This is a genomic window from Eupransor demetentiae (genome assembly GCF_963930865.1).
In the GTDB taxonomy this organism is placed as follows: Bacteria; Bacillota; Bacilli; order Lactobacillales; family Lactobacillaceae; genus Eupransor; species Eupransor demetentiae.
Window position 1 is genome coordinate 450,967 of record NZ_CAWVOH010000001.1, and the last position, 21,451, is coordinate 472,417.

Genomic DNA, 21,451 nt, shown 5'->3' on the forward strand with positions numbered 1-21,451 from the left:
TATTTATTTAAACATTGTATAATTATGTTTATGGATAATAATGAAGAATTAAAAGACACTTTGCTGGTCATTGGTAATGGATATGATTTGGCTGCAGGATTAGGCTCAAGCTATTCAGATTTTTACAAAAGCGAGGAATTCAAAAAATTTCCTTCGATTTGGAAAGAAATTATTCCTGCTCCCCGGGACAAGAGTACCACTGAAGATAGATGGGGTGAGAAGCCAGAAAACTGGCGTGATGTCGAGACTGCAATAGAAAATGTTTTAATCGGGGAGAAAAATAATGGATTAGTAAATTTATCTTATGAAGATTACATTGGGTATTTAGATAAATTAAACCAAATATGTAACTCCCTTACAGATGAAGAAGATGTTTTAGTGAATGGTAAATCCGGATTATTCCTTTCGGATATTTCTCCCAAAATTATGCAAGCTCTTCAAGAAAATTTTAATGGGGAAACTGATAAAATCAGTCAATTAGAATACAAACGTTTATTTGAAAAATTGAAAAGTTGTTCTGAACAAGAGAAGACGTTCATCTTAATTTTCTTTTCTTGCTTTCGAGATTCACACCAAACATTTGGACACTCATTCGATGATTTACAAAGTGATTTCGTCCAGTATATAATGCCAAGTATTTTGAATTTAAAGGGTAAAGATACCAAAACTTCTGAAGCAAACAAAATTAGAGTAGATATCGCAAATCATTTTATTAAAATTTTTCCATTTTATATTAAAGCTTTACTAGACGAACTACGTTCATTAGAGAATTCATTCGAATCATTCTTAATTAATCAATGTGAGAATCCATTCTATATGAGCTACCAGTTAGCTAACTGGCCATTAAAAAAATTAGTTAATCCTGACAAACTACATGGTGTTTTGGACTTCAATTACACTCAGTTAGGAAGCATTGAAGGAAAAGTAAAAGTTCGACACATACATGGAAGCTTATCAAACCACGATATTATATTTGGAATAGATTCCCACGAATACGTCGATGATGACAACGATCATAGCAAATATCAATTTGATAGTTCTTTATTACTGCCTTTTACGAAAAATTCACGAAAATTTCGGATTAAACCTACCGGTAATTTTAAAATCAATGATCAAATCAAGACCATCATTTTCTTTGGTCATTCGCTAGGCGATGCAGATTTTTCGTATTTCCGTTACCTTTTCGACGAAGTTAATCTTTACGATTCTGATTGCACAATAATTTTTAATTATTCAGTGTACAACGATTCCAAAAGGCTATTGATTGAAAATGATATTTTCCAAGCAGTTGAACATCTTATGCGTAAATATCAAAGTACTCTTGAAACAAGAAAAGAAAGAGTAAACCTAATCGATAAACTTGAATTTGAACAGCGAATCCGAATCGAAGAAGTTAAACTCTAAAATAAAAACAGCCCAAATTGGGCTGTTTTTATTTTTTCTTTTTCTTATAACCACTAAAAGTCCAGTGGTAGGACAGAATGGCATAGACCAAAAAGAGGGCCATGATGACGGCTGTAATAATAAAGCCCAGGATGGCCCTGTTCAACATAAAGGCAAAAACTTGAACGGGCATTAGCAAAAAGCCTACATAAAAATAGGGGACTGAATGCAGGTAAATCTGGTTACGCTCCTCAATCGGAGTCATTTCTTTTTCTTCATTTTCCATAGGTCTTATTCTAGCAGAAAGTACGAATTATCAAACGATAAGTTACATATATGAAATCAAACTATACCAAAGTGTTACATCCTTGTAATTTTTGTAATAAAAGTTCATAATTGGATAATAGTTTAGAGATAAAAACGCAACCAGCTGGAGGTTACCAATGGATTTTGAAAAAGTAGTTTATGATCGGCGCTCAAGCCGTGGTTTCACGGATCAGAAGATTTCCAATGAAGTCTTGAATAAAATCGTGGAAACTGCTCAGCAGGCGCCATCATGGGTGAACAGCCAACCAGTTCGCGTCCGTATCGCAACTGGTAAGACCCTCGACAAAATCTGTCAGCAACACGGTGAACTCAACGAAGATCCAATGGTTCACACGGATTCAATTATCCCTTACCGTTCCGTTGGCAAGTGGGACCAGGAATCACAAAAGAACATGAATGCCTGGTTTGAAGGCAACATCATGCAGGTCGGCATCGACTGGTCAAATCTTTTGGCCGAAGCAGCTTCCCACTTGTATAACGCCCAAGCAGTCGTTTACTTGACGCTACCGAAGGACTACTCGGAATGGTCTTTGGTTGATTTGGGTTCCTTTGCTCAAACTTTGATTTTGGCGGCAACCAACGCAGGTCTGGGTACTTTGCCAGCCTTCGAATTCGTCAAGTATCCCGAACCATTGGCCAAGAATTTGGATTTACCGGCCGACCGTTTGCCAATTTTTGGTATCGGTCTTGGCTATGTCGATGACGCGGATTCACTCAACAAGATTCACACGCATCGCATGCAAGAAGATGAAATTTTGAAGATTTTAGATTAAGGAGGACCTATGTCTGAAAAAGTCTTAGTAATTGGTGCTCACGGAAAAGTGGGGCGCATTATCGTTCAACAGCTCGGTGAAGCGGGCAAGCAGGTTTTCGCTGGCTTTCGCACGGAAGACCAGTTTGGCGGCGTTACTGGACAAAAGAATGTCACGCCAATTCTCTTTAACTTGCAAATGCTGAAAGAAGAGATGGTCAAGATTTTCAAGAAAAACAATTTCGATGCCATTATCTTTTCAGCCGGTGCTGGTGGTGCAAGTGATGCGTTGACCACCCAAATTGATTTGGATGGGGCCATTAAGACGATGGATGCGGCTGAAGAAGCCGGCATCAAGCGATACCTCATGGTTTCCGCTGCTGGAGCAGATATCCGCGATGTTTGGGTAGGATCCGGAATTTACACTTACTTCATGATGAAGCACTACGCTGATCGTATCTTGAAGGATTCTGATTTGGATTACACCATTGTGCGTCCGTCGACTTTGTCCGATGAAGCGGGTAAGGGCACGGTTAAGAACAACTTCGTCTTTGGCCAAGATGCTAGTTCCATTTCCCGTGAGGATGTGGCAACTTTCGTTACCACGGCTTTGGATGCCAAGACGGCATACCGCAAAATCTATGCCATCACTGCTGGTGATGAACCCATTCAAGAAATTTTCAATTAAAAAAGCGCCCTGAGGCGCTTTTTTTATACATACTTTTCGATGTCGAGTAAGTGATTGACTTCCTGTGTGACCGAAATATTGTCAGGCAGTTTAGCCTGCTTATCGTTAAACCAAATCCGGTCCAAGCCCGCTTTTTGAGCGCCCTGCATATCGGAATTGACGCCATCACCAATCATGACGGTATTTTCACGCGTCATGTCGGGATTTTGCGCAAAGATATGTTCAAAGAAGGCGGGATCCGGCTTGCCCACACCAATTTCATCCGAAATATAGACCTGATCAAAGTACTGGTCCAAACCGGTCCCGGCCAAGCGCGACTTTTGCATATCCGTTTGACCATTGGTACCAGCAATTAAAGTGTGCTGGCCCTGCAAGGCATCAAGCAATTCCTTGGCGTGGGGGAGCAAGCGGAAGTTTTTCACTAATTGCGCATAATAGCGTTCTTCCAGCATCTTACCATCGGCAGCGTCCATCTTCATTTCCTCTAAGGTATCCGGGAAACGGCGCTTAAAAATATCGTGACGGGAAATTTCGCCATCTTCGAAGGCCCGCCAAAGTCCTTGGTTGACTTGATCATAGGTCACAAGAAATTGGTCCAGCTCCGCATCCGAAAGCCCAAAATCCTGCAAAGCAGTCTTCAAGCCAGCATCTTCACCACCTTTAAAATCAAAAAGGGTATCATCAAGATCAAAAATCAAATATTGGTAGGTCATCGTTAGGCTCACTTTCCTGCTTTTTAAACTAAGAAACATTATAACATCTCTTTTCGCCACTCTCATTTTTGGCTCAAAATGGACAGTTAAAGCAGAGATTTTAAACAATTCATAAGGTTAAAGTCTTTAAAATCGGGCGAGAACGGCCTATAATTGGTTACAGTTAGATGAGAATGTTGAGGGCTAAAAAATGGACAAACGAGTAATCAAAACACGGCAGGCAATCCAAAGTGCCTTTATTACTTTGATGAAAGAACGCCCCCTCGATAAAATTACCGTCCAGGAGATTACGCGCCAGGCTGAAATTGGTCGTGGCACTTTCTACTTACACTACAAGGACGTTAATGATTTATACCAGCACATCGCCCAAGAGGCAATGGCGAGTATCGAAGGCGTTTTAGATGCCGATTACACGCAGGGGATTCCCAATCTCGATTTCGTAAGCCTTTGTCAGCAGATTATCGAAAAGGTCCTCGAAAACAAGGACATCTACCAGGGCATTATCAAGTCTGATACCGACAGTTACTACATCAACAATGTTAAAAAGTTCTTCATCAAGAAGATTTGTGAGTTGGAAGGCTTTGACGAAACCAGCGTCGACCACTATGTCGAAGTTGTCTTCTATATTTCTGGAATTGTTGGTTTGATTGAATCCTGGTTACGCGATGATTTGCCCAACTTCACGGCCCATGATATCTCCGCCGGAATCGACCTGCAGTTGAAGAACTCAGTCTTTCTGCGTGCTTCTCAGAAAAATCAGGACAACAAATAAAGACCGATTACCTTTCGGCTTTTTTTATTGCGGAAAAAGTTCTATTGGGCCGGTTCAAAGTGATATAATCAAGGTGCCAATTAAAGGAGAAGAAGAATGCGAATTAAATCAAAAGATTGGTTGGGGCTCATTCTAACCCTAATCTGGTCAATCATTGCGATGGGTCTAGCAAAGTTCCTGCCACAATTTGGTGCTGAAAGTATTGCTATGCTCGGCGGAATTGTCCTTGGAAATACCTTTTTCAACGCTGATAAGTATGCTTCCGGAGTGAAATGGGCCGAGAAATATCCGATTGAAATCGGAATTGCCTTGTTAGGGGCGACTCTAACTTTTTCAACTATCGGAAAATTGGGTTGGCAGGGGATTGTCTTCATTATCCTCAACATGGCGCTAATCATTCTGGTCGTTGATTTGATTGGAAAGTATATTTTTAAAGTGGACCTAAAGAGTCGAATGCTGATGTCCGCTGGAAATGCAGTTTGTGGGTCTTCCGCGATTGCTGGTGTGACACCCGCAATTGGCGCTAATGATAATCAGCGTCGTACGGCAGTTGCTACGGTTTCACTGACAGGTATGCTTTTGCTTTTCACCTTGCCGGAATTGAGCCACTTTCTTTTTGGTTCTAATAACTTCTTGGCCGGGGCATTAATCGGTGGAACGGTTCAATCAGTTGGTCAGGTAGTCGGAACCGCCGCCTTGATGAACCAGTCGGTTGTCACTTACGCCACACTCTTTAAGTTGCTCCGTGTGATTATGCTGGCCGCTGTGGTTGTTTTCTTCGCTTACCGCGCCCGTCGTCAGGGGGGTGAAGAAGTTCTTCAACAAAGCAAAAAGTCGTTGCTGCCTTGGTACATCATCGCCTTCGTTTTCTTGCTCGTTATCAATTCATTTTGGTCCTTTCCAAAATTCATCAACACTTCCTGCCATGAACTAACCGCCTTCTTTGGGGTGGTTAACTTGGCCGGAATTGGTTTGAACCTTAAGTGGGAAACCATTAAGAAGTCCGGAGTAAAGTTCCTATTGTATGGCGCTTTGACCGGTATCTGCCAGGTAATCTTGGCAGTCTGCTTAATCCATATCTTTTTCTAAAACACCTGCGGGTGTTTTTTATTTTTACTATTAGTAACCATTAATAATTATTTTGGTTTACAAATAGCAGAATAGCTTTTAGAATAAAAGAAAAACGAAAGTAAAGACCATGTCCTTTGATTTAAACCAGTTGAATTTTGCCAGTGAAGATAGCTTGGCCTTAGTCCTGCCTAAGGAAAAGCTGACCTATGGCCAGTTAAAAACCGCAGTTCAAAAAAGAATGGGGGACTTTCCGCAAAAGCAGGAGCTTATTTCCGTTCTTGCTGAGGAAGATAAAGGGCTCATTATTTATCTTTTGGCGATTATCCAGTCGGGCAATTATCCAATATTTGGACAGTTAGATTGCCAGAAACAGGAGTGGAATTTTCCTAAGGAGCCGCTTTTCATTGGCCAAACTTCGGGTTCGACCGGCAAAGCGAAACACTACCTGCGTGACTGGGCTTCTTGGGAAGCGGGCTACCAAGCCATGCAAACGGTATTTCCCATTAACGAAGCAGATTTGATTGCTACGGCTTCACCGTTGGCCACTTCGCTAGGCTTACACACGCTTTTCTTAGCCTTGTTTTTAGGCAAGCCCTTTGTCCATTTGAATAAAAAGACACCCAATTGGTCAGGGAAGACAGCCCTTTTTGCTGTTCCAACCTATCTCTTAAAACACTCGGACTGCCCGCTAGATTTGGATCAAATTTACCTTGGAGGTGGCTCTTTATCAGCTTCGGGACTAAAGCGAATTATCGAATACTATCCCGAAGCGGAACTGTTTGAATTTTACGGCGCATCTGAAAGTAGCTTTATCTCCTGGCAAAATCTTAAGACAAGTAAGCCGGCGGGATCCGTCGGTCAACTCTTTCCTCAGGTGCAAATCAACGTTACTGCTGACCATTCACTGACCGTGCGCAGTCCCTATCTTTTTCCGGGTTATTTAGGCCAGACTGAAGCACCAGTTGAATGGCAGCTGGATGATTTGGCGGAATACAAGGAAGGTCTGCTCATCTTGCTCGGCCGGAAGGCTGATTTGATTGATCACGGTGGCAATCAAGTTTCGCCAGCCGAAATCGAAAAGCCCTTGCAAGCGCTTGGTCAAGAAGCGATTGCTTTTGGCATGCCTGACGAACTTTACGGTCAAAAAATTGCGTTATTTTGCATTCAACCACTTGACCTGAAGCGTATTCAAGCTGTTTTATTGAAACTTCCTGCTTACAAGCGGCCAGAGACAATTTATACGGCCAAAGAAGTACCCCTCACTGCTAATCAGAAAGTCTCACGGCACTACCTTGCCCAACTCGCCCAAAAGGGGAAACTCCATGAAATATGATTCCGCAGTCGCCATTTTGTCGGCCAAACGCCTACCAATCGGAAAAATTCACGGGCAATTCGCTGACGAAAGTCCAGAAAATTTGTATGCCGAATTAATTCGAGGACAGTTCCAAGAACTCGAACTTGGACAAGAAAAAATTGAAGGGCTCTATCTAGGAAACGTCACCAATCAGGGTGGTAATTTGGCTCGTCGCGCTGGACTCGCAGCCGCTTTTCCCGTTTCCATTCCGGCCCAAAGCATCGATTGTCAGTGTGGGTCGGGCTTGGCGGCGATTATCAATGCTGCTAATGCCATTAAAGCCGGCGATGCTACTTACCTTGCTGCGGGTGGCATCGAAAGTACTTCGACAGCCCGCCTGGTTCTCGACCAGGATAAGCAGCCTTTGAAACGCTTCCCCATGGCGCCAAATGGCTTTGAAGACCTGGACATGGGCCTCCTGGCGGAACGCGCCGCACTCACTAATGGCATTAGCCGTCAAGCAATGGATCAATACGCTTTAAAGAGCCATCAAAAAGCCAGCCAAGCGATTGCTTCCGGACAAATTGCTGAAGAATTGATTCCTTATAAAGGAATCAATCGTGATGAAACGGTCCGCCCGAATTCCTCATTTGAAACCCTTAGCAAGTTAAAGCCAGCCTTTAAAAAAGAGGGCACGATTACGGCCGGAAATGCCTGTCCAATTAACGACGGTGCTTCGTCCGTGATTTTAGGGTCGCCAACCCAGACAGACTTTCAATCAGCCATCGGTTACTATCTGGGCCAGTCCTCGCTGGGCCTTTTACCCAAAGACTTTCTACTGGGACCAATCCAATCGACGGAAGAACTCCTCAAAAAGTACGAACTCAATCTTGATGAAATTGACTGCATTGAACTAAACGAGGCCTTCGCTGTTCAAGCCATCCTTTTCCAAGAGCACTTTAATTTGGATGATGCCAAACTCAACCAATTTGGTGGAGCATTGGCTTTTGGCCATCCCTACGGGGCAACGGGTGGCATTCTGGTCGCTCGCCTGCTTAACCGTTTAAATCGAATTGATCGGCCCGCACTAGGCATCGCCACTATGTGTGTTGCTGGCGGCATGGGCATTTCCTTACTAATCGCCAACCGTCATTGGCAAAATAAAAAGACAGACTAAGCGTCTGTCTTTTTTAATTTAATGATTACCAAATCTTGGTCAAAATATGAGTTGCTTCACGTTCTGGGCCGACCGCAAAGGTGTGAAGCGGGATGCCAACCAATTCCGAAACCTTATTCAAGTAGTTGCGGGCATTTTCCGGCAGTTTATCAATGCTTTGCACCTTGCTGATGTCTTCTTGCCAGCCTGGCAACTCTTCGTATATCGGTTCGCAGCGGGCGAGGTCACGATTGCTAGCAGGGTAGTGGTCAATTACTTGGCCATCCAAACGATAGGCTGTGGCGATTTTGATGGTCTCAATGCCCGTCAAAACGTCCAAACAGTTCAAGGACAACTGAGTCATTCCCGAAATTCGAACGGCGTGGCGCAAAACAACCGTATCCAGCCAGCCAATGCGGCGAGGACGCTTGGTGACAACGCCGTATTCGTGGGCAACTTCGCGAATGTGATTGCCCGTCTCGTCAAACAATTCCGTCGGGAAGGGCCCTTCACCAACGCGAGAGGTATAAACCTTGGCAACCCCCACGACTTCGTTGATCCGCTTTGGACCTACGCCGCCACCAACAGTGGCACCACCCGCGATGGGATTGGAAGAGGTCACGAAGGGATAGGTTCCCTGGTCAACATCCAACATGCTCCCTTGGGCACCTTCGAAGAGGACCTTCTTGTTGTCATCCAAGGCTTTGTTAATTAAGTAAGAAGTATCCGTTACCATGGGCTTCATACGCTGGCCAAATTCACGGTATTCTTCGTAGAGAGTATCGAAATCAAATGGTTCAGCACCGTATAATTTGGTTAACAATTCGTTTTTTAAGGCAAGTGTTGTTTGCAAACGTTCTTTCAAGGCTTCCGGATCAATCAAATCGCAAACCCGAATGCCGATTCGTTCCACCTTATCCATGTAGGCTGGGCCGATTCCCTTTTGAGTAGTGCCCAGTTTGTGGGCCTTCTTTTCTTCTTGAAGACGGTCCAATAGGCGGTGATAGGGCATGATGACTTGGGCGCGGTCCGAAATTTTCAAATTATCGGCCTTGACGCCATGTTCATTTAAGTAAGCAATTTCCTTAAACAAAGTTTCCGGGTTCAAAACGACCCCGTTTCCAATCACGTTCGTCACCTGGGCTAACAGAATTCCAGATGGAATCAACTGGAGGTGAATTTTTTCATCTCCCAGCATCAATGTATGACCGGCATTGTCGCCACCTGAATAGCGGACGACGTAGTCGGCCTTTTGGCTGAGAAAGTCGGTAATCTTACCTTTACCTTCGTCACCCCATTGACTTCCGACAATAACTGTTGCTGGCATATGTTGAACTCCTCAAAAATATTATCGGCCTCAGCCGACCACAAGTAATCATACAGGTTTTTATCGCTAAGTACAAATTATTTTTATTTATTGTTCGTATTTTCGTCTATTTATAGGGTAATAAAAAGAAATATAAACAAATGAATAAGATTATTGTTCGGAATAAATGTATTTTTTGTTATACTGTCACTATAGTTCGCAACTAAAAGGAGATTGAAATGCTTGATCGTTATAGCCGTCCGGAAATGCGCCAAATTTGGTCCTTGGAAAACCAGTACCAAACTTGGTTGGATGTCGAGATTGCCATCGACGCCGCCTGGTCGAAGTTAGGCCATATTCCTGCCGAAGACGTTGAAAAAATTCGTAAAAACGCGAAGTTTGACGTCGAGGGAATCGCTGAAATTGAAGCCAAGACCCATCACGACATCGTGGCCTTTACTCGTAACGTTTCCAAGTCACTGGGTCCGGAAAAGAAGTGGGTGCACTTCGGCATCACGAGCACGGATGTTGTTGACACGGCTTACGGTGTCCGCCTCAAGCAAGCCAATGCCATCCTTGAAAAAGATCTCGAAAACTTTATTGAAATTCTGGCGACACAGGCCAAGAAGTATAAGGATACGGTGATGATTGGCCGCACCCACGGTGTGCAGGCCGAACCAACGACTTTCGGGCTCAAGCTCGCTCGTTTTTATGCAGAAATGAAGCGCAATAAGGAACGTTTCGCCCGTGCAGCCCGTGGAGTGGAAGCCGGTAAAATTTCAGGTGCAGTGGGTACCTTCGCCAACATTCCACCTCAAATCGAAGAGGACGTTTGTCAGCAATTAGGTTTGCGCGCACAGGACATTTCTTCCCAGGTCTTACCACGTGATTTGCATGCTGAATACATGGCCACCATTGCTTTAATTGCCAGCAGCATGGAATCCTTTGCCATTGAAATCCGTTCTTTGCAACGTTCGGAAATTCATGAAGTCGAAGAACGTTTCGAGCCGGGCCAAAAGGGCTCGTCTGCCATGCCACACAAGCGCAATCCCATTGGCTCCGAAAACATTTGTGGTCTTTCCCGTGTTTTGCGTGGTCACATGGTCACGGCCTACGAAAACATTCCGCTTTGGCACGAACGTGACATTTCCCATTCTTCGGCGGAAAGGATTATTTTGCCCGATTCGACCATGTTGCTTGATTACATGCTGAACCGCTTTGGCCGCATTATCGACCGCTTGACGGTTTTCCCTGAACGAATGAAGGCAAACATGAATCTGACCCATGGCTTGATTTACAGCCAGCGTGTTTTGTTGAAGCTTATTGATGCTGGGATGGCCCGTGAAGCGGCCTACGATACCGTACAGCCCTTGACGGCCAAGTCCTGGGACGAAGGACTGTCATTTCGCAAGCTAGTCGAGGAAGATCCAACCATCACGGCTAAATTATCTCCAGCTGAGATTGCCGATGCCTTTGACTATCATTTCCATCTCCAGCAAGTCGACGAAATTTTTAAGCGACTTGGCTTAGCATAAATCCAAAAGAAAAGAGCAACTTCGGTTGCTCTTTTTTTGTATAAAATTCGAACGATTATTGTTCGGTAACGGCATAAAAGGGTTAATTTAAGAACATTATCATCAAAAAATAAGGGAATTGTTAATAATAACCATACATTATTTTTATTTTTTTGTTATCCTAGCAATATAAACGAACATTGTTAGTGCCAAGAACTTTTCAAATTAAGAAAACACGAACATTTCATGGAGGAACGATGGAAACGAAAGTTGCCGTAGTGATGGGGTCTAAAAGTGATTGGCCTTTGATGCAGGAAAGTGTCAACTTGCTTAAGGAGCTGGGAATCAGCGTGGAGGCGAAGATCATTTCAGCCCACCGTATGCCCGACGAACTCAGTAGTTTTGCCAAGCAGGCCCGCCAAAAGGGCTACGCAGTCATTATCGCTGGGGCAGGGGGCGCCGCTCACTTGCCTGGTATGTTAGCGGCCAATACTGCTCTGCCGGTTATCGGCGTGCCGGTGCCGTCCAAGCACTTACAGGGCATGGATTCCTTACTGAGCATCGTTCAGATGCCGGCTGGTATCCCGGTCGCCACCATGGCCATTGGCAAAGCCGGTGCTAAAAACGCCGCACTCTATGCCGCTTCAATCCTTAGTGACCGTGACCCAATTATTTTACAAGCATTAGAAGGGTACCGAAAGCAGGCCAGCGAAGCGGCGATTGCCAGTCAGGAGGAAATCGATGCAGACATCTAAGCGACCTTTTAGCCGGGTTGGCATCATCGGTGGCGGACAGTTAGGACAGATGATGACTTTCTCAGCCAAAGAAATCGGTTGTGAGGTTACCGTCCTGGACCCAACACCTAATTGTCCCGCCGGCCAGGTTGCCGACAAGCAAATCATCGCTGCTTACGACGATCGATTGGCCTTACAGCAATTAGCCCAGCAGGTCGACTACATCACCTACGAATTTGAAAACGTTAATCAGGAAGCGCTCACTCAGTTAGATTCCAAAAAAATTCCACAAGGCATCGACTTACTTCGGATTACCTCCAACCGACTTTTCGAAAAGAGTTTCATCGCCGAAATAGCACCAGTAACTGAATTTCGCGCGATGAACTCAGTACAGGAACTCAAAGCAGTGGTAAAAGCATTAGGCTTGCCCGGAATTTTAAAAACCACGACCAGTGGTTACGACGGTCACGGCCAATATGATCTTAACTACGAAGAAGATATTGAAAAGCTCGAAAAAAACTGGCCCAATCGGGAAATGATTTACGAAAAGCGGATTAACTTCACCCACGAACTTTCCGTCATGGTCGCGCGAGGGGGAGACGGTGCAATTCACACCTGGCCCGTGGCTGAAAATATTCATGAGCACCATATTTTAAAAGACAGCATCGTGCCGGCAAGGGTGCCAGCCAAAATCCAAGAAAAAATTCAAGCCATTGCCATCAAAATTTGCAAGGCTTTTGGCGTAGCCGGCGTGTTGGGAATTGAATTTTTCTACGATGCCAACAGCAAACAAATTTGGGTCAATGAAATTGCGCCGCGACCCCATAATTCCGGTCACTACACGATTGAAGCCTGTAATCTTTCCCAGTTTGCCGGTCACATTTTATCCATCATGGGACAAGCTTTACCGGAGATTAAGCTGTTCGATACCGCGCGCATGGTCAATCTTTTAGGTGATGAATTACTAAGCGGAAAAAAGGCCTGGCAGCAGCATCCGGATTGGTACTTCCACGATTACGGTAAAAGCGAAATGCGCTTACACCGCAAGATGGGCCACATCACGGCAGTAGGCGCTCAAGCCGTTGAGACACTTACAGAATTTAGTCGAACTTTGGAGGAATAAAGGATGCCAAGCAGCACATACAAGGATGAAGAAATTCAACAAGAGGACCTGCTTTACACGGGTAAGGCTAAGCAGTTGTTTTCCACTAGTAACCCAGATATTTACTGGCTGCACTACTTGGATTCAGCCACGGCCCTCAATGGCAAAGTTAAGGAAGAATACGCGGGGAAGGGCGAACTAAACGCCCAAATTACCCGTCTGCTTTTTCAGGCCCTAGACCAAGCGGGCATCACGCATCACTTGCTCAAAACGGTTTCTCCCAGGGACCAGCTGGTAGAACGCGTCGAAATTATTCCACTTGAGGTGGTGACCCGCAACGTTGCCGCCGGTCACCTCGTCAGCCGTTTTGGTTTGAAGGGAGGCGAAGTCCTGACACCGCCAATCCGAGAGATTTACTACAAATCTGATCCACTTGACGACCCCTTCATGAACGACTCACAAGCCATTTCTCTTAAGATTGCTAGCCAAGAAGAACTCGAAACGCTCTATCAAATGGCTGACCAAGTGAACGACTGTTTAAAAGCAGTTTTTGACGAGATTGGAATCACTTTAGTTGACTTTAAACTTGAATTTGGTCGCCGTAGTCGGGATGGGAAACTGATTTTGGCCGACGAACTATCGCCGGACAACATGCGCCTCGTTGACCATACCAGTGGTCAATCACTGGACAAGGACGTTTTCCGTCAGCATAAAGGTGATTTGCGCGCTGGCTATCGTGAAATTTTGAACCGTTTAGAAAAATTATTCTAGGAGTTGGATATGTACTTAGCAAAGATTTATGTGACCTATAAGCCTTCTATTGTTGACCCCCAGGGGCTCGTGATTAAGTCAGCCTTGGAACGCTTGCATTTTGACGGCATTGAAAAAGTAAACCAAGGCAAGTACTTCCAAATTCATTTGGACGGCGAAAGCGAAGAAGCCGTTAGCCAAACCGTTGAAAAGATCGCCGAGACGGTCCTTATCAACCACAATACCGAAACCTTTACCTATGACATTCAGCAAGTGGAGGGTGACGCACAATGAAGGCTGCTGTGATTACTTTTCCTGGTTCAAACTGTGATTTTGATATCTACCATGCTCTTGAAAATGTTGGGGCCGAGGTTGATTTGCTTTCTGCCGACGTTACGGATTTATCGGCCTACGATGCCATTTTCCTACCTGGGGGCTTTTCCTATGGCGATTACCTTCGGTCCGGCGCTGTTGCCAAGTTCTCACCAGCAATGGCCGCTGTTAAGCAGGAAGTCGCAGCAGGCAAAATCGTTGTCGGCATCTGCAATGGTTTTCAGATTTTAACGGAGGCCGGGCTCTTACCTGGACAGCTAATGGTCAACGAGCAACCCGATTTTATCTGCGATGAAGTGGAATTAACGATTGAAGACTACGACACGCCCTTCACGAATGCCTATGCTCAAGGGCAGAGTATCAAGATTCCGATTGCCCATGGCGAAGGCAACTACACGATTGATGATGCTGGTTTAGCGGAATTAGAGGCCAACCAGCAAATTCTTTTCCGCTATCAGGGCAATGTCAACGGCTCTGATCACCGCATCGCCGGAATATGCAATCGGGCCGGGAATGTCTTGGGCATGATGCCCCATCCAGAACGGGCCACCGAGGCACTAACTGGCAATCTAGATGGCCGCCCGTTTTTTGAAAGTTTACTGAAGCAGCTCACAGTCTGAGGGGAGAAAAGCATGCAACAGTCACAAGAAGCAAGCCCGCAAGAAATCAAAGCTCAAAACCTCTACCAGCAGTGGGGCTTGACCGATGAGGAATATCGCTTAATCTGTGAAAAAATGGACCGCTTGCCCAATTATACGGAAACCGGGATCTTTTCTGGCATGTGGTCTGAGCACTGCTCATACAAAAAATCCAAGTCAGCCTTACGCAAGTTCTGGTCGAAAAACGAACGTGTTTTGCAAGGGCCCGGCGAGGGGGCGGGTATCTTGGATATCGGTGATAATCAAGCCGTCGCCTTTAAGGCTGAGAGCCACAACCATCCGTCCTACGTCGAACCCTATGAAGGAGCTGCGACTGGCGTGGGTGGCATCCTCCGCGATATTTTTTCCATGGGGGCTCAACCGATTGCAACCCTGGATGCCCTCAGCTTCGGTAATCCTAACTTGCCCAAAACTCGACAAATCATGGACGGCGTTGTGGCTGGGATCGCTGGATATGGTAATGCCATTGGAATTCCTACTCTAGGGGGCTCCGTCAATTTTGATGCTTCCTACAATGCTAATCCACTGGTCAACGTTATGGCGGTCGGCTTATTGGACCAAAAGCTCATGCAGGTCGGACAAGCTCAGGGCGAGGGGAACTTGATCCTTTATGTTGGGGCAACAACCGGTCGCGACGGTGTTAACGGCGCCAGTTTTGCCTCCAGTGAATTTTCTTCGGAAAAGGAATCCGACCGTTCAGCCGTTCAAGTTGGCGATCCCTTTCTTGAAAAACTCGTCATGGATGCCACTATCAAGGCCGTTAAAAACTATGGATCTAGTATCGTCGGCATCCAGGACATGGGCGCGGCTGGCATTCTCTCGTCCAGCGCTGAAATGGGGGACAAGGCCGGCAGCGGCATTTACCTCAATTTAGATTTAGTTCCCAAACGCGAAGCGAGCTTAACGCCTTACGAGCTAATGCTTTCGGAGTCCCAAGAGCGCATGTTATTAGTGATTAAGGCCGGTGAAGAAGTTCCAATTATCGAACTCTTCAAGCAAGCTGGCTTGGAAGCCGTTGTGATTGGCAAGGTGACCAACGACGGGCGCTACCGCTTGGATTTTGACGGCAAAGAAGTCACTAACGTCGATATTGAATTCTTGACGCACGCTCCCGAACCTAAATTGGAACAAAAACAACCAGAACGGATTTCCGAGGCCAGCGCCGAGCAATTCCAGCCTCAAATTAAGGATTTAAAAGAAACCTTTCTCGCGATGTTAAAGCAGCCCACCATTGCGTCAAAACGAGCCCTTTTTCGCCACTTTGACAGTCAAGTTCGCGCTGACACGGTCATCAAACCCGGCAGTGATGCCGGGGTCGTCCGGATTCGAGGTAGTAAAAAAGCATTGGCCATGACAACCGACGTCAATAGCCGTTTCGTTTACCTCAATCCCAAACGCGGAGCAGAGTTAGCAGTTGCTGAGGCGGCGCGAAATCTTGTTGTCACTGGAGCAAAACCAATCGGCATGACGGACTGTTTGAACTTTGGCTCGCCCGATAATCCTGAAATCAATTATGAGCTACACCAAAGTGTGGAAGGGTTGACTGAAATGGCTAAGCGTCTTAACACGCCGGTCGTTTCCGGAAACGTCTCCCTCTATAACGAAACCGATCACACGGCCATTAAGCCCACTCCATTGGTTGGCATGGTTGGTCTAATCGAGGATAACCGTTGGATTACACCGGCTGCCTTCCAAAAGGCCGGCGACTTGGTTTACCTCATCGGCAAAACCGAAGATTCCTTCAACGGTTCCGAAATTCAAGTCATGCAAAAGGGTGCCATTGGCGGACAACTTTTTGACTTCAATCAGGAAGAAGAGGCCGCTAATCGGAATTTCCTCCACGCAGCTATCCGCGCCGGATTGATCAGCTCGGCCCATGACTTGAGCGAGGGCGGCCTGGCAGCTGCCCTAAGTGAAGCCCTTCTTTTGAACCACTTCGGCGGACACTTCAACATCCCCCTCAGCGATGCCCTGCTCTTTTCAGAGACTGCTAATCGTTATTTGATTTCCATCCACCCGGAACAACAAGCCGCTTTCGAAAAGTTAGCCCAGGAAAATCGCATTTATGCCCAAGACATCGGGAACGTCATCAACGGCGAAGAAGTTTTCCTAAACACAAAGGACAGCAAGATTCGCCTCAGCCTCTTTAAAATGAGCCAAGCCTACAACGGAAATTGGCAGCAGGGAGAAAGAAAATGAGCAAAGCAATCATGCCAGCTTTTGAAAAGGACAAAAGTCTAAACGAAGAGTGTGGAATTTTTGGTGTTTGGGGACGCGATGATGCCGCTTCCTTAACCTACTACGGCCTACATGCACTTCAACACCGTGGCCAAGAGGGGGCCGGCATCGTTGCCAATAATGCAGGTCGCCTCTGGCAGGAACGTGGCCTTGGCATAGTTGCCGAAGTTTTTCATAATCCCCAACGGTTAATGAACCTTAAAGGGCAGGCTGCCATTGGACACGTTCGTTATGCCACGGCCGGTTCCCACGGAATCGAAAACATTCAGCCTTTAATGGCCAACTTCAGTGACATGCAGCTGGCCTTGGCCCACAACGGTAATTTAACCAATGCTAAAACGCTGAAAAAAGAACTGGAAGACCAAGGGGCTATTTTCCAGTCTTCCTCTGATTCAGAAATTCTTTTACACCTGATTCGCCGCTCAAAAGCGGAAGCCTTCGAGGATAAAATCAAGGAAGCCTTAAACCAGATTCGCGGTGGTTTCGCCTTCCTTCTGATGACACCAACTGCCATTTATGCCATGTTGGATCCGCACGCTTTTCGTCCTTTCGTCATTGGTCAAATGCCAAACGGTTCTTACGTTGTGACTTCGGAAAGTGCAGCCTTAAACGTCGTTGGTGCCAAGCTAATTGAGGATGTTCGCCCTGGCGAACTACTTCGCATTGATGACGAAGGGCTTCACCGTGACCACTTTACCGACAAAACGACGCTGAACTTAGACGTGATGGAATACATCTACTTTGCACGGCCCGACTCCGTCATTTATGGACAAAACGTGCACCAAATTCGCAAAAAATTAGGGGCTAATTTAGCCGCCGAAGATCACCACCAAAATGCTGACATTGTTGTCGGCGTGCCAAATTCTTCGCTTTCTGCCGCTTCGGGTTACGCCGAAGCAGCCGGCCTCCCCAACGAAATGGGTCTGGTTAAAAATCAATACGTGGCGCGCTCCTTCATCGAGCCTAACCAGGACAAACGCGAACGAGCGGTCAAAATGAAGCTTTCCGCCGTGTCATCGGTAGTTAAAGGCCGCAGCGTCATCCTCGTTGATGATTCCCTGGTCCGTGGTACAACCGCCAAGTTTATCGTCCGCATGCTCAAGAAAGCCGGCGCCCGTGAAGTCCACGTCCGGATTGCCTCGCCAGTTTTCAAATTTCCAGCCTTTTATGGCATTGATGTCCAAACCCGGGCCGAATTAATCGGAGCCAATCACAGCCTAGAAGAAATCCGTCAAATCATCGAAGCCGACTCTCTTGAGTTTCTTAGCAATGCTGGACTGCAAAAAAGCATTAACCTAGGTTTGGAAAACGGCCAAAGTGGCTTAACCACGGCCTATTTCGATGGTCACTATCCGAGTCCTATCTACGATTATGAACCCGAACTTGACGAAGATTTTAAAAAGGGACTAGTTACTTTTAGCCCTGAGCCAAGCGGTCCCTTAAGCTCTTGGCCAAGAAACGTTGATTGATTAGGAATAAAAGGAGAGGACTCCATGACGAACAAATCGCAAGCCTATTCCGAGGCAGGAATTGACATCGCAGCTGGTAATGAAGCCGTTGAACTGATGACCGATGCCGTCCAAGCCACCTACACGCCCAATGTCTTATCCGGCATCGGTGGTTTTGGCGCCAGTTATGCCTTACCCCAGGACCTAAAGGAACCCGTTTTAATTAGTGGAACCGATGGCGTCGGCACGAAACTCTTAATTGCTTTGATGGCACAGCGCCACGACACTATTGGCCAAGACCTAGTTGGCATGGTCGTCAACGACATCTTGACTCAGGGGGCATATCCAGCCTTTATGCTGGACTACCTCGCTGTTGAAAAAATGCATCCCCGCCAAGTCCAAACCATCGTAACGGGGATTGCCAAAGCAGCCAAAGAATCCGGTCTAGCCCTGATTGGTGGGGAAAGCGCGGAGATGCCCGATATCTATTCCAAAGGCCATTACGACCTAGCCGCCTTCGCAGTCGGCACGGCAGAACGCTCCCAGCTCTTAAATCCTGAAGACGCACAAGCAGGGGACTACTTACTCGGCCTACCATCATCCGGCATCCACTCCAACGGCTATTCACTGGTGCGGCGAGTTTTCCAATTAGACGAGGAAGGGCAGACATGGCGCGAGCTGGATCAAGAAACTCAAAACGAATTCATCGAACCCACCAAGCTCTATACCCATGCACTATTACCTCTTCTAAAAAGTCATCTCATTCAAAGCGCAGCCCACATCACCGGCGGAGGCTTGCAAGAAAATTTGCCCCGCTCCTTTGGCAAAAATCTACAGGCGGAACTAGAGTGGGGGACTTGGCCCATTCTTCCCATCTTTGACAAAATTCAAGCCCGCGGTCAATTAAGCCTCGATGATATGCTAGAAACCTTCAATCTAGGCCTCGGCATGGTGCTTACCGTCAAACCCGCCGATTTAAAACAGGTCGAGGCCAAGCTGCAGGCACTGGACGAACCCTACTATCGCATTGGCGAACTAAAGTCACGTCCCGAAAACCAAAGCGGCTTAACTTTTAGGGGGCCGGCACCTTGGTAAATGACAAAAAATTGACCCGCCTTGCCGTTTTCGCATCCGGAAAGGGATCCAACTTCTGGGCGCTAAGCCAAGCCATGCAAGCTGATGACTTTCCTGCCGAAATTGTTTTTCTTGTCGTTGACCATCAGGATGCACCCGCTGTTGCCTTGGCCCAGCAACTCAACCTGCCCGTTCATTACTTAAACTATGCGAATTTTAAAAGTCGACAAGCAGCGGAACAATCCCTTTTAACAACCTTACAGGCCTATCGCGTTCAAGGTATTTTACTAGCAGGCTACATGCGAATCCTTGGCGAAACCTTGATTAAGGCCTATCCCGGTCGAATCGTTAACATCCATCCGGCCCTCCTGCCGAATTTTCCCGGACGAGAGGGGATTAAGGATGCCTATGAAGCCGGAGTAGCAGAAACTGGCGTGACCATTCACCTGGTCGATGCCGGCATTGATACCGGACCAATTGTTGCCCAAGCGCCCGTCCGGCGCTATCCCAGGGACAGTTTGGCAGATTTAACCGAACGAATCCACGCAAGTGAACACGAACTATATCCCAAAACTGTTCAACAGTTAGTCGAAAAAGGAGTATTTAACCCATGAAAAAGGCCCTGCTAAGCGTATTTGATAAGACCAATTTGATTCCCTTTGCCCAAGGTTTGGTGGCATTAGGCTATGAACTCATTTCAACGGGTGGCACGCACCGCACCTTGGTTGAAGCCGGGGTTCCGGTCGAGGAAGTTTCTTCAGTAACGCAGTTTCCTGAAATGCTAGATGGTCGTGTCAAAACTTTGCACCCCATCATCCATGCCGGCATCTTGGCCCGTCGTGACAAGGATAGCCACATGGCCACCTTAAAGGAACACGGTATCTCACCGATTGATTTAGTCGTCGTCAACCTTTACCCCTTCAAGGAAACCATCCAAAAAGATGGCATCACTGACGAGGAGGCGATTGAAAACATTGATATCGGTGGCCCAACTATGCTTCGTTCTGCCGCCAAAAACCATGCCGCCGTTCTGCCAGTGGTTGATCCTGCAGATTATGACAAGGTTTTGGCATATCTAGCAAAGGATGAACAGGATTACACCTTTAAGCGCTACCTTGCCGCCAAAGTTTTCGGCCACACCGCCAATTACGATGCCTTGATTAGCCAGTATTTGACCGAAGAAGAATTTCCAAGCGAATTCGCCGAAGCCGGTGAAAAGCTCATGGACCTCCGCTACGGTGAAAACCCACAGCAAAAAGCAGCCGCCTATCGCAGTCCTTTGACTGAAAAATACTCCGTCTTAGAAGCCGAAGTCTTGCACGGTAAGGCATTATCCTATAACAACATTCGTGATGCCGACGCCGCTTTGCGGACCATTGCCGACTACGCCGAAACGACAGTGGTCACGGTTAAGCACATGAACCCGGCTGGTATCGGTCAGGGGGCCACGATTGAAGAGGCATGGGACCAGGCCTCTGCCGCCGATGACATTTCCATCTTTGGTGGCATCGTAGCCTTGAACCGTGAAGTCGATGCGGCCACAGCCGAGAAAATGCACCAAATTTTCCTAGAAATCATTATCGCGCCTAGCTTTAGCAAGGACGCCTTTGAAATCTTGTCCCAAAAGAAAAACTTACGTCTCTTAACCTTGCCTTTTACCAACGAACTAGCTCAAGATCGCGAATTAACATCCGTACTGGGTGGCTTCGTGGTCCAAGACCGCGACCTGTTGACAGAAGGTGCCGACGACTTTGAAGTGGTTTCAAAACAAGTGCCAACACAAGAACAAATCGACGCCATGGTCTTTGCTCAAAAAGCGGTTAAGCACGTCAAGTCCAACGCCATCGTTGTTGCTCGTAAGGGACAAACATTGGGAATTGGTGCCGGTCAGCCCAACCGTATCGACTCCGTCAAAATGGCCATTAACAAGGCCCAGGAAAAAGAGGGTTATGACCAAGCAGTTTTGGCTTCGGACGCCTTCTTTCCAATGGCAGATTCCGTCGAATACGCTGCCCAGCACAACATTAAGGCCATCGTTGAGCCAGGTGGTTCCATCAAGGATCAGGACTCCATCGACAAGGCCAATGAACTGGGCATTGCCCTCGTCTTTTCAAAGCAGCGTCACTTCAAGCACTAAG

At 46.6% G+C, this 21,451-nt stretch carries 21 protein-coding genes; 18 read left to right on the forward strand and 3 right to left on the reverse strand.

What is annotated here, in order from left to right:
- The first annotated feature begins 30 nt into the window (after positions 1-30).
- Entirely contained in the window at positions 31-1,404 is a 1,374-nt protein-coding gene (locus ABSY64_RS02225) for an AbiH family protein (protein ID WP_349641433.1), read from the forward strand.
- A gap of 28 nt (positions 1,405-1,432) precedes the next feature.
- On the opposite strand, the gene ABSY64_RS02230 is transcribed toward ABSY64_RS02225, so the two are convergent.
- Positions 1,433-1,648 carry a hypothetical protein gene (locus ABSY64_RS02230; protein WP_349641434.1) on the reverse strand — a complete coding sequence of 72 codons (216 nt, stop codon included), beginning with the start codon at positions 1,646-1,648 and terminating at the stop codon, positions 1,433-1,435.
- A 178-nt stretch (positions 1,649-1,826) separates the two neighbouring features.
- Here ABSY64_RS02230 and ABSY64_RS02235 point away from each other — a divergent pair, with 178 nt between their 5' ends.
- Together ABSY64_RS02235 and ABSY64_RS02240 are read left to right on the forward strand one after the other, a co-directional pair.
- A complete protein-coding gene (locus tag ABSY64_RS02235; RefSeq protein ID WP_349641435.1) occupies positions 1,827-2,483 on the forward strand; it encodes a nitroreductase family protein in 657 nt (218 codons plus the stop codon).
- Positions 2,484-2,492: 9 nt separating this feature from the next.
- On the forward strand, positions 2,493-3,149 hold the full coding sequence (locus ABSY64_RS02240; RefSeq protein WP_349641436.1) for an SDR family oxidoreductase: 657 nt from the start codon (positions 2,493-2,495) through the stop codon (positions 3,147-3,149).
- 23 nt (positions 3,150-3,172) lie between these two features.
- Here the strand turns inward: ABSY64_RS02240 and ABSY64_RS02245 are convergent, their stop codons facing one another.
- Positions 3,173-3,862, reverse strand: coding sequence for a YjjG family noncanonical pyrimidine nucleotidase (locus ABSY64_RS02245; RefSeq protein ID WP_349641437.1), 690 nt, complete (start codon positions 3,860-3,862; stop codon positions 3,173-3,175).
- 190 nt (positions 3,863-4,052) lie between these two features.
- Between ABSY64_RS02245 and ABSY64_RS02250 the strand changes: the two genes are divergently transcribed.
- From ABSY64_RS02250 to ABSY64_RS02265, 4 genes are all read left to right on the forward strand, one after another.
- Complete coding sequence (locus tag ABSY64_RS02250) at positions 4,053-4,634, forward strand: TetR/AcrR family transcriptional regulator (RefSeq protein WP_349641438.1); 582 nt, start codon at positions 4,053-4,055, stop codon at positions 4,632-4,634.
- 96 nt (positions 4,635-4,730) lie between these two features.
- Entirely contained in the window at positions 4,731-5,723 is a 993-nt protein-coding gene (locus ABSY64_RS02255) for a YeiH family protein (protein ID WP_349641439.1), read from the forward strand.
- Between the two features lie 109 nt (positions 5,724-5,832).
- Positions 5,833-7,038, forward strand: a complete 1,206-nt coding sequence (locus ABSY64_RS02260) for an AMP-binding protein (RefSeq protein ID WP_349641440.1) — start codon at positions 5,833-5,835, stop codon at positions 7,036-7,038.
- A complete protein-coding gene (locus tag ABSY64_RS02265; protein WP_349641441.1) occupies positions 7,028-8,176 on the forward strand; it encodes an acetyl-CoA C-acyltransferase in 1,149 nt (382 codons plus the stop codon). Before ABSY64_RS02260 ends, ABSY64_RS02265 begins: the two co-directional genes overlap by 11 nt.
- 25 nt (positions 8,177-8,201) lie before the next feature.
- Here the strand turns inward: ABSY64_RS02265 and ABSY64_RS02270 are convergent, their stop codons facing one another.
- Entirely contained in the window at positions 8,202-9,482 is a 1,281-nt protein-coding gene (locus tag ABSY64_RS02270) for an adenylosuccinate synthase (RefSeq protein ID WP_349641442.1), read from the reverse strand.
- Positions 9,483-9,700: 218 nt separating this feature from the next.
- Between ABSY64_RS02270 and purB the strand changes: the two genes are divergently transcribed.
- The 11 genes from purB (at position 9,701) to purH (ending at position 21,450) form a co-directional block, all read left to right on the forward strand.
- Complete coding sequence (gene purB, locus ABSY64_RS02275) at positions 9,701-10,996, forward strand: adenylosuccinate lyase (protein ID WP_349641443.1); 1,296 nt, start codon at positions 9,701-9,703, stop codon at positions 10,994-10,996.
- A 236-nt stretch (positions 10,997-11,232) separates the two neighbouring features.
- Positions 11,233-11,730 (forward strand): 5-(carboxyamino)imidazole ribonucleotide mutase, encoded by a 498-nt coding sequence (gene purE, locus ABSY64_RS02280; protein ID WP_349641444.1) that lies wholly within the window; start codon positions 11,233-11,235, stop codon positions 11,728-11,730.
- Positions 11,717-12,832, forward strand: coding sequence for a 5-(carboxyamino)imidazole ribonucleotide synthase (gene purK, locus ABSY64_RS02285; RefSeq protein WP_349641445.1), 1,116 nt, complete (start codon positions 11,717-11,719; stop codon positions 12,830-12,832). The genes purE and purK overlap by 14 nt, the downstream gene beginning before the upstream one ends.
- Before the next feature lie 3 nt (positions 12,833-12,835).
- Positions 12,836-13,582, forward strand: a complete 747-nt coding sequence (gene purC, locus ABSY64_RS02290; RefSeq protein ID WP_349641446.1) for a phosphoribosylaminoimidazolesuccinocarboxamide synthase — start codon at positions 12,836-12,838, stop codon at positions 13,580-13,582.
- Positions 13,583-13,591: 9 nt separating this feature from the next.
- The gene (purS, locus tag ABSY64_RS02295) at positions 13,592-13,855 is read left to right on the forward strand and encodes a phosphoribosylformylglycinamidine synthase subunit PurS (RefSeq protein WP_349641447.1); all 264 of its coding nucleotides are present in this window, start codon (positions 13,592-13,594) and stop codon (positions 13,853-13,855) included.
- Entirely contained in the window at positions 13,852-14,514 is a 663-nt protein-coding gene (purQ, locus tag ABSY64_RS02300) for a phosphoribosylformylglycinamidine synthase subunit PurQ (RefSeq protein ID WP_349641448.1), read from the forward strand. Before purS ends, purQ begins: the two co-directional genes overlap by 4 nt.
- 12 nt (positions 14,515-14,526) lie before the next feature.
- Positions 14,527-16,752 carry a phosphoribosylformylglycinamidine synthase subunit PurL gene (gene purL, locus ABSY64_RS02305; RefSeq protein ID WP_349641449.1) on the forward strand — a complete coding sequence of 742 codons (2,226 nt, stop codon included), beginning with the start codon at positions 14,527-14,529 and terminating at the stop codon, positions 16,750-16,752.
- Positions 16,749-18,260, forward strand: a complete 1,512-nt coding sequence (purF, locus tag ABSY64_RS02310; protein ID WP_349641450.1) for an amidophosphoribosyltransferase — start codon at positions 16,749-16,751, stop codon at positions 18,258-18,260. The genes purL and purF overlap by 4 nt, the downstream gene beginning before the upstream one ends.
- Positions 18,261-18,284: 24 nt before the next feature.
- The gene (purM, locus tag ABSY64_RS02315; RefSeq protein ID WP_349641451.1) at positions 18,285-19,334 is read left to right on the forward strand and encodes a phosphoribosylformylglycinamidine cyclo-ligase; all 1,050 of its coding nucleotides are present in this window, start codon (positions 18,285-18,287) and stop codon (positions 19,332-19,334) included.
- On the forward strand, positions 19,328-19,927 hold the full coding sequence (purN, locus tag ABSY64_RS02320) for a phosphoribosylglycinamide formyltransferase (RefSeq protein WP_349641452.1): 600 nt from the start codon (positions 19,328-19,330) through the stop codon (positions 19,925-19,927). Before purM ends, purN begins: the two co-directional genes overlap by 7 nt.
- The gene (gene purH / locus ABSY64_RS02325; protein WP_349641453.1) at positions 19,924-21,450 is read left to right on the forward strand and encodes a bifunctional phosphoribosylaminoimidazolecarboxamide formyltransferase/IMP cyclohydrolase; all 1,527 of its coding nucleotides are present in this window, start codon (positions 19,924-19,926) and stop codon (positions 21,448-21,450) included. The genes purN and purH overlap by 4 nt, the downstream gene beginning before the upstream one ends.
- Position 21,451: the final 1 nt, after the last annotated feature.

Excerpts from the sequence above, each read along its gene's own strand:
- ABSY64_RS02230 (WP_349641434.1), bottom strand. The coding sequence starts at position 1,648 with ATGACTCCGATTGAGGAGCGTAACCAGATTTACCTGCATTCAGTCCCC.
- purM (WP_349641451.1), top strand. The coding sequence starts at position 18,285 with ATGACGAACAAATCGCAAGCCTATTCCGAGGCAGGAATTGACATCGCA.
- ABSY64_RS02250 (WP_349641438.1), top strand. The coding sequence starts at position 4,053 with ATGGACAAACGAGTAATCAAAACACGGCAGGCAATCCAAAGTGCCTTT.
- purC (WP_349641446.1), top strand. The coding sequence starts at position 12,836 with ATGCCAAGCAGCACATACAAGGATGAAGAAATTCAACAAGAGGACCTG.
- ABSY64_RS02240 (WP_349641436.1), top strand. The coding sequence starts at position 2,493 with ATGTCTGAAAAAGTCTTAGTAATTGGTGCTCACGGAAAAGTGGGGCGC.
- purB (WP_349641443.1), top strand. The coding sequence starts at position 9,701 with ATGCTTGATCGTTATAGCCGTCCGGAAATGCGCCAAATTTGGTCCTTG.
- purH (WP_349641453.1), top strand. The coding sequence starts at position 19,924 with ATGAAAAAGGCCCTGCTAAGCGTATTTGATAAGACCAATTTGATTCCC.
- ABSY64_RS02270 (WP_349641442.1), bottom strand. The coding sequence starts at position 9,482 with ATGCCAGCAACAGTTATTGTCGGAAGTCAATGGGGTGACGAAGGTAAA.
- ABSY64_RS02225 (WP_349641433.1), top strand. The coding sequence starts at position 31 with ATGGATAATAATGAAGAATTAAAAGACACTTTGCTGGTCATTGGTAAT.
- purQ (WP_349641448.1), top strand. The coding sequence starts at position 13,852 with ATGAAGGCTGCTGTGATTACTTTTCCTGGTTCAAACTGTGATTTTGAT.
- ABSY64_RS02255 (WP_349641439.1), top strand. The coding sequence starts at position 4,731 with ATGCGAATTAAATCAAAAGATTGGTTGGGGCTCATTCTAACCCTAATC.
- ABSY64_RS02260 (WP_349641440.1), top strand. The coding sequence starts at position 5,833 with ATGTCCTTTGATTTAAACCAGTTGAATTTTGCCAGTGAAGATAGCTTG.
- ABSY64_RS02235 (WP_349641435.1), top strand. The coding sequence starts at position 1,827 with ATGGATTTTGAAAAAGTAGTTTATGATCGGCGCTCAAGCCGTGGTTTC.
- purF (WP_349641450.1), top strand. The coding sequence starts at position 16,749 with ATGAGCAAAGCAATCATGCCAGCTTTTGAAAAGGACAAAAGTCTAAAC.
- ABSY64_RS02245 (WP_349641437.1), bottom strand. The coding sequence starts at position 3,862 with ATGACCTACCAATATTTGATTTTTGATCTTGATGATACCCTTTTTGAT.
- purS (WP_349641447.1), top strand. The coding sequence starts at position 13,592 with ATGTACTTAGCAAAGATTTATGTGACCTATAAGCCTTCTATTGTTGAC.
- ABSY64_RS02265 (WP_349641441.1), top strand. The coding sequence starts at position 7,028 with ATGAAATATGATTCCGCAGTCGCCATTTTGTCGGCCAAACGCCTACCA.
- purK (WP_349641445.1), top strand. The coding sequence starts at position 11,717 with ATGCAGACATCTAAGCGACCTTTTAGCCGGGTTGGCATCATCGGTGGC.
- purL (WP_349641449.1), top strand. The coding sequence starts at position 14,527 with ATGCAACAGTCACAAGAAGCAAGCCCGCAAGAAATCAAAGCTCAAAAC.
- purE (WP_349641444.1), top strand. The coding sequence starts at position 11,233 with ATGGAAACGAAAGTTGCCGTAGTGATGGGGTCTAAAAGTGATTGGCCT.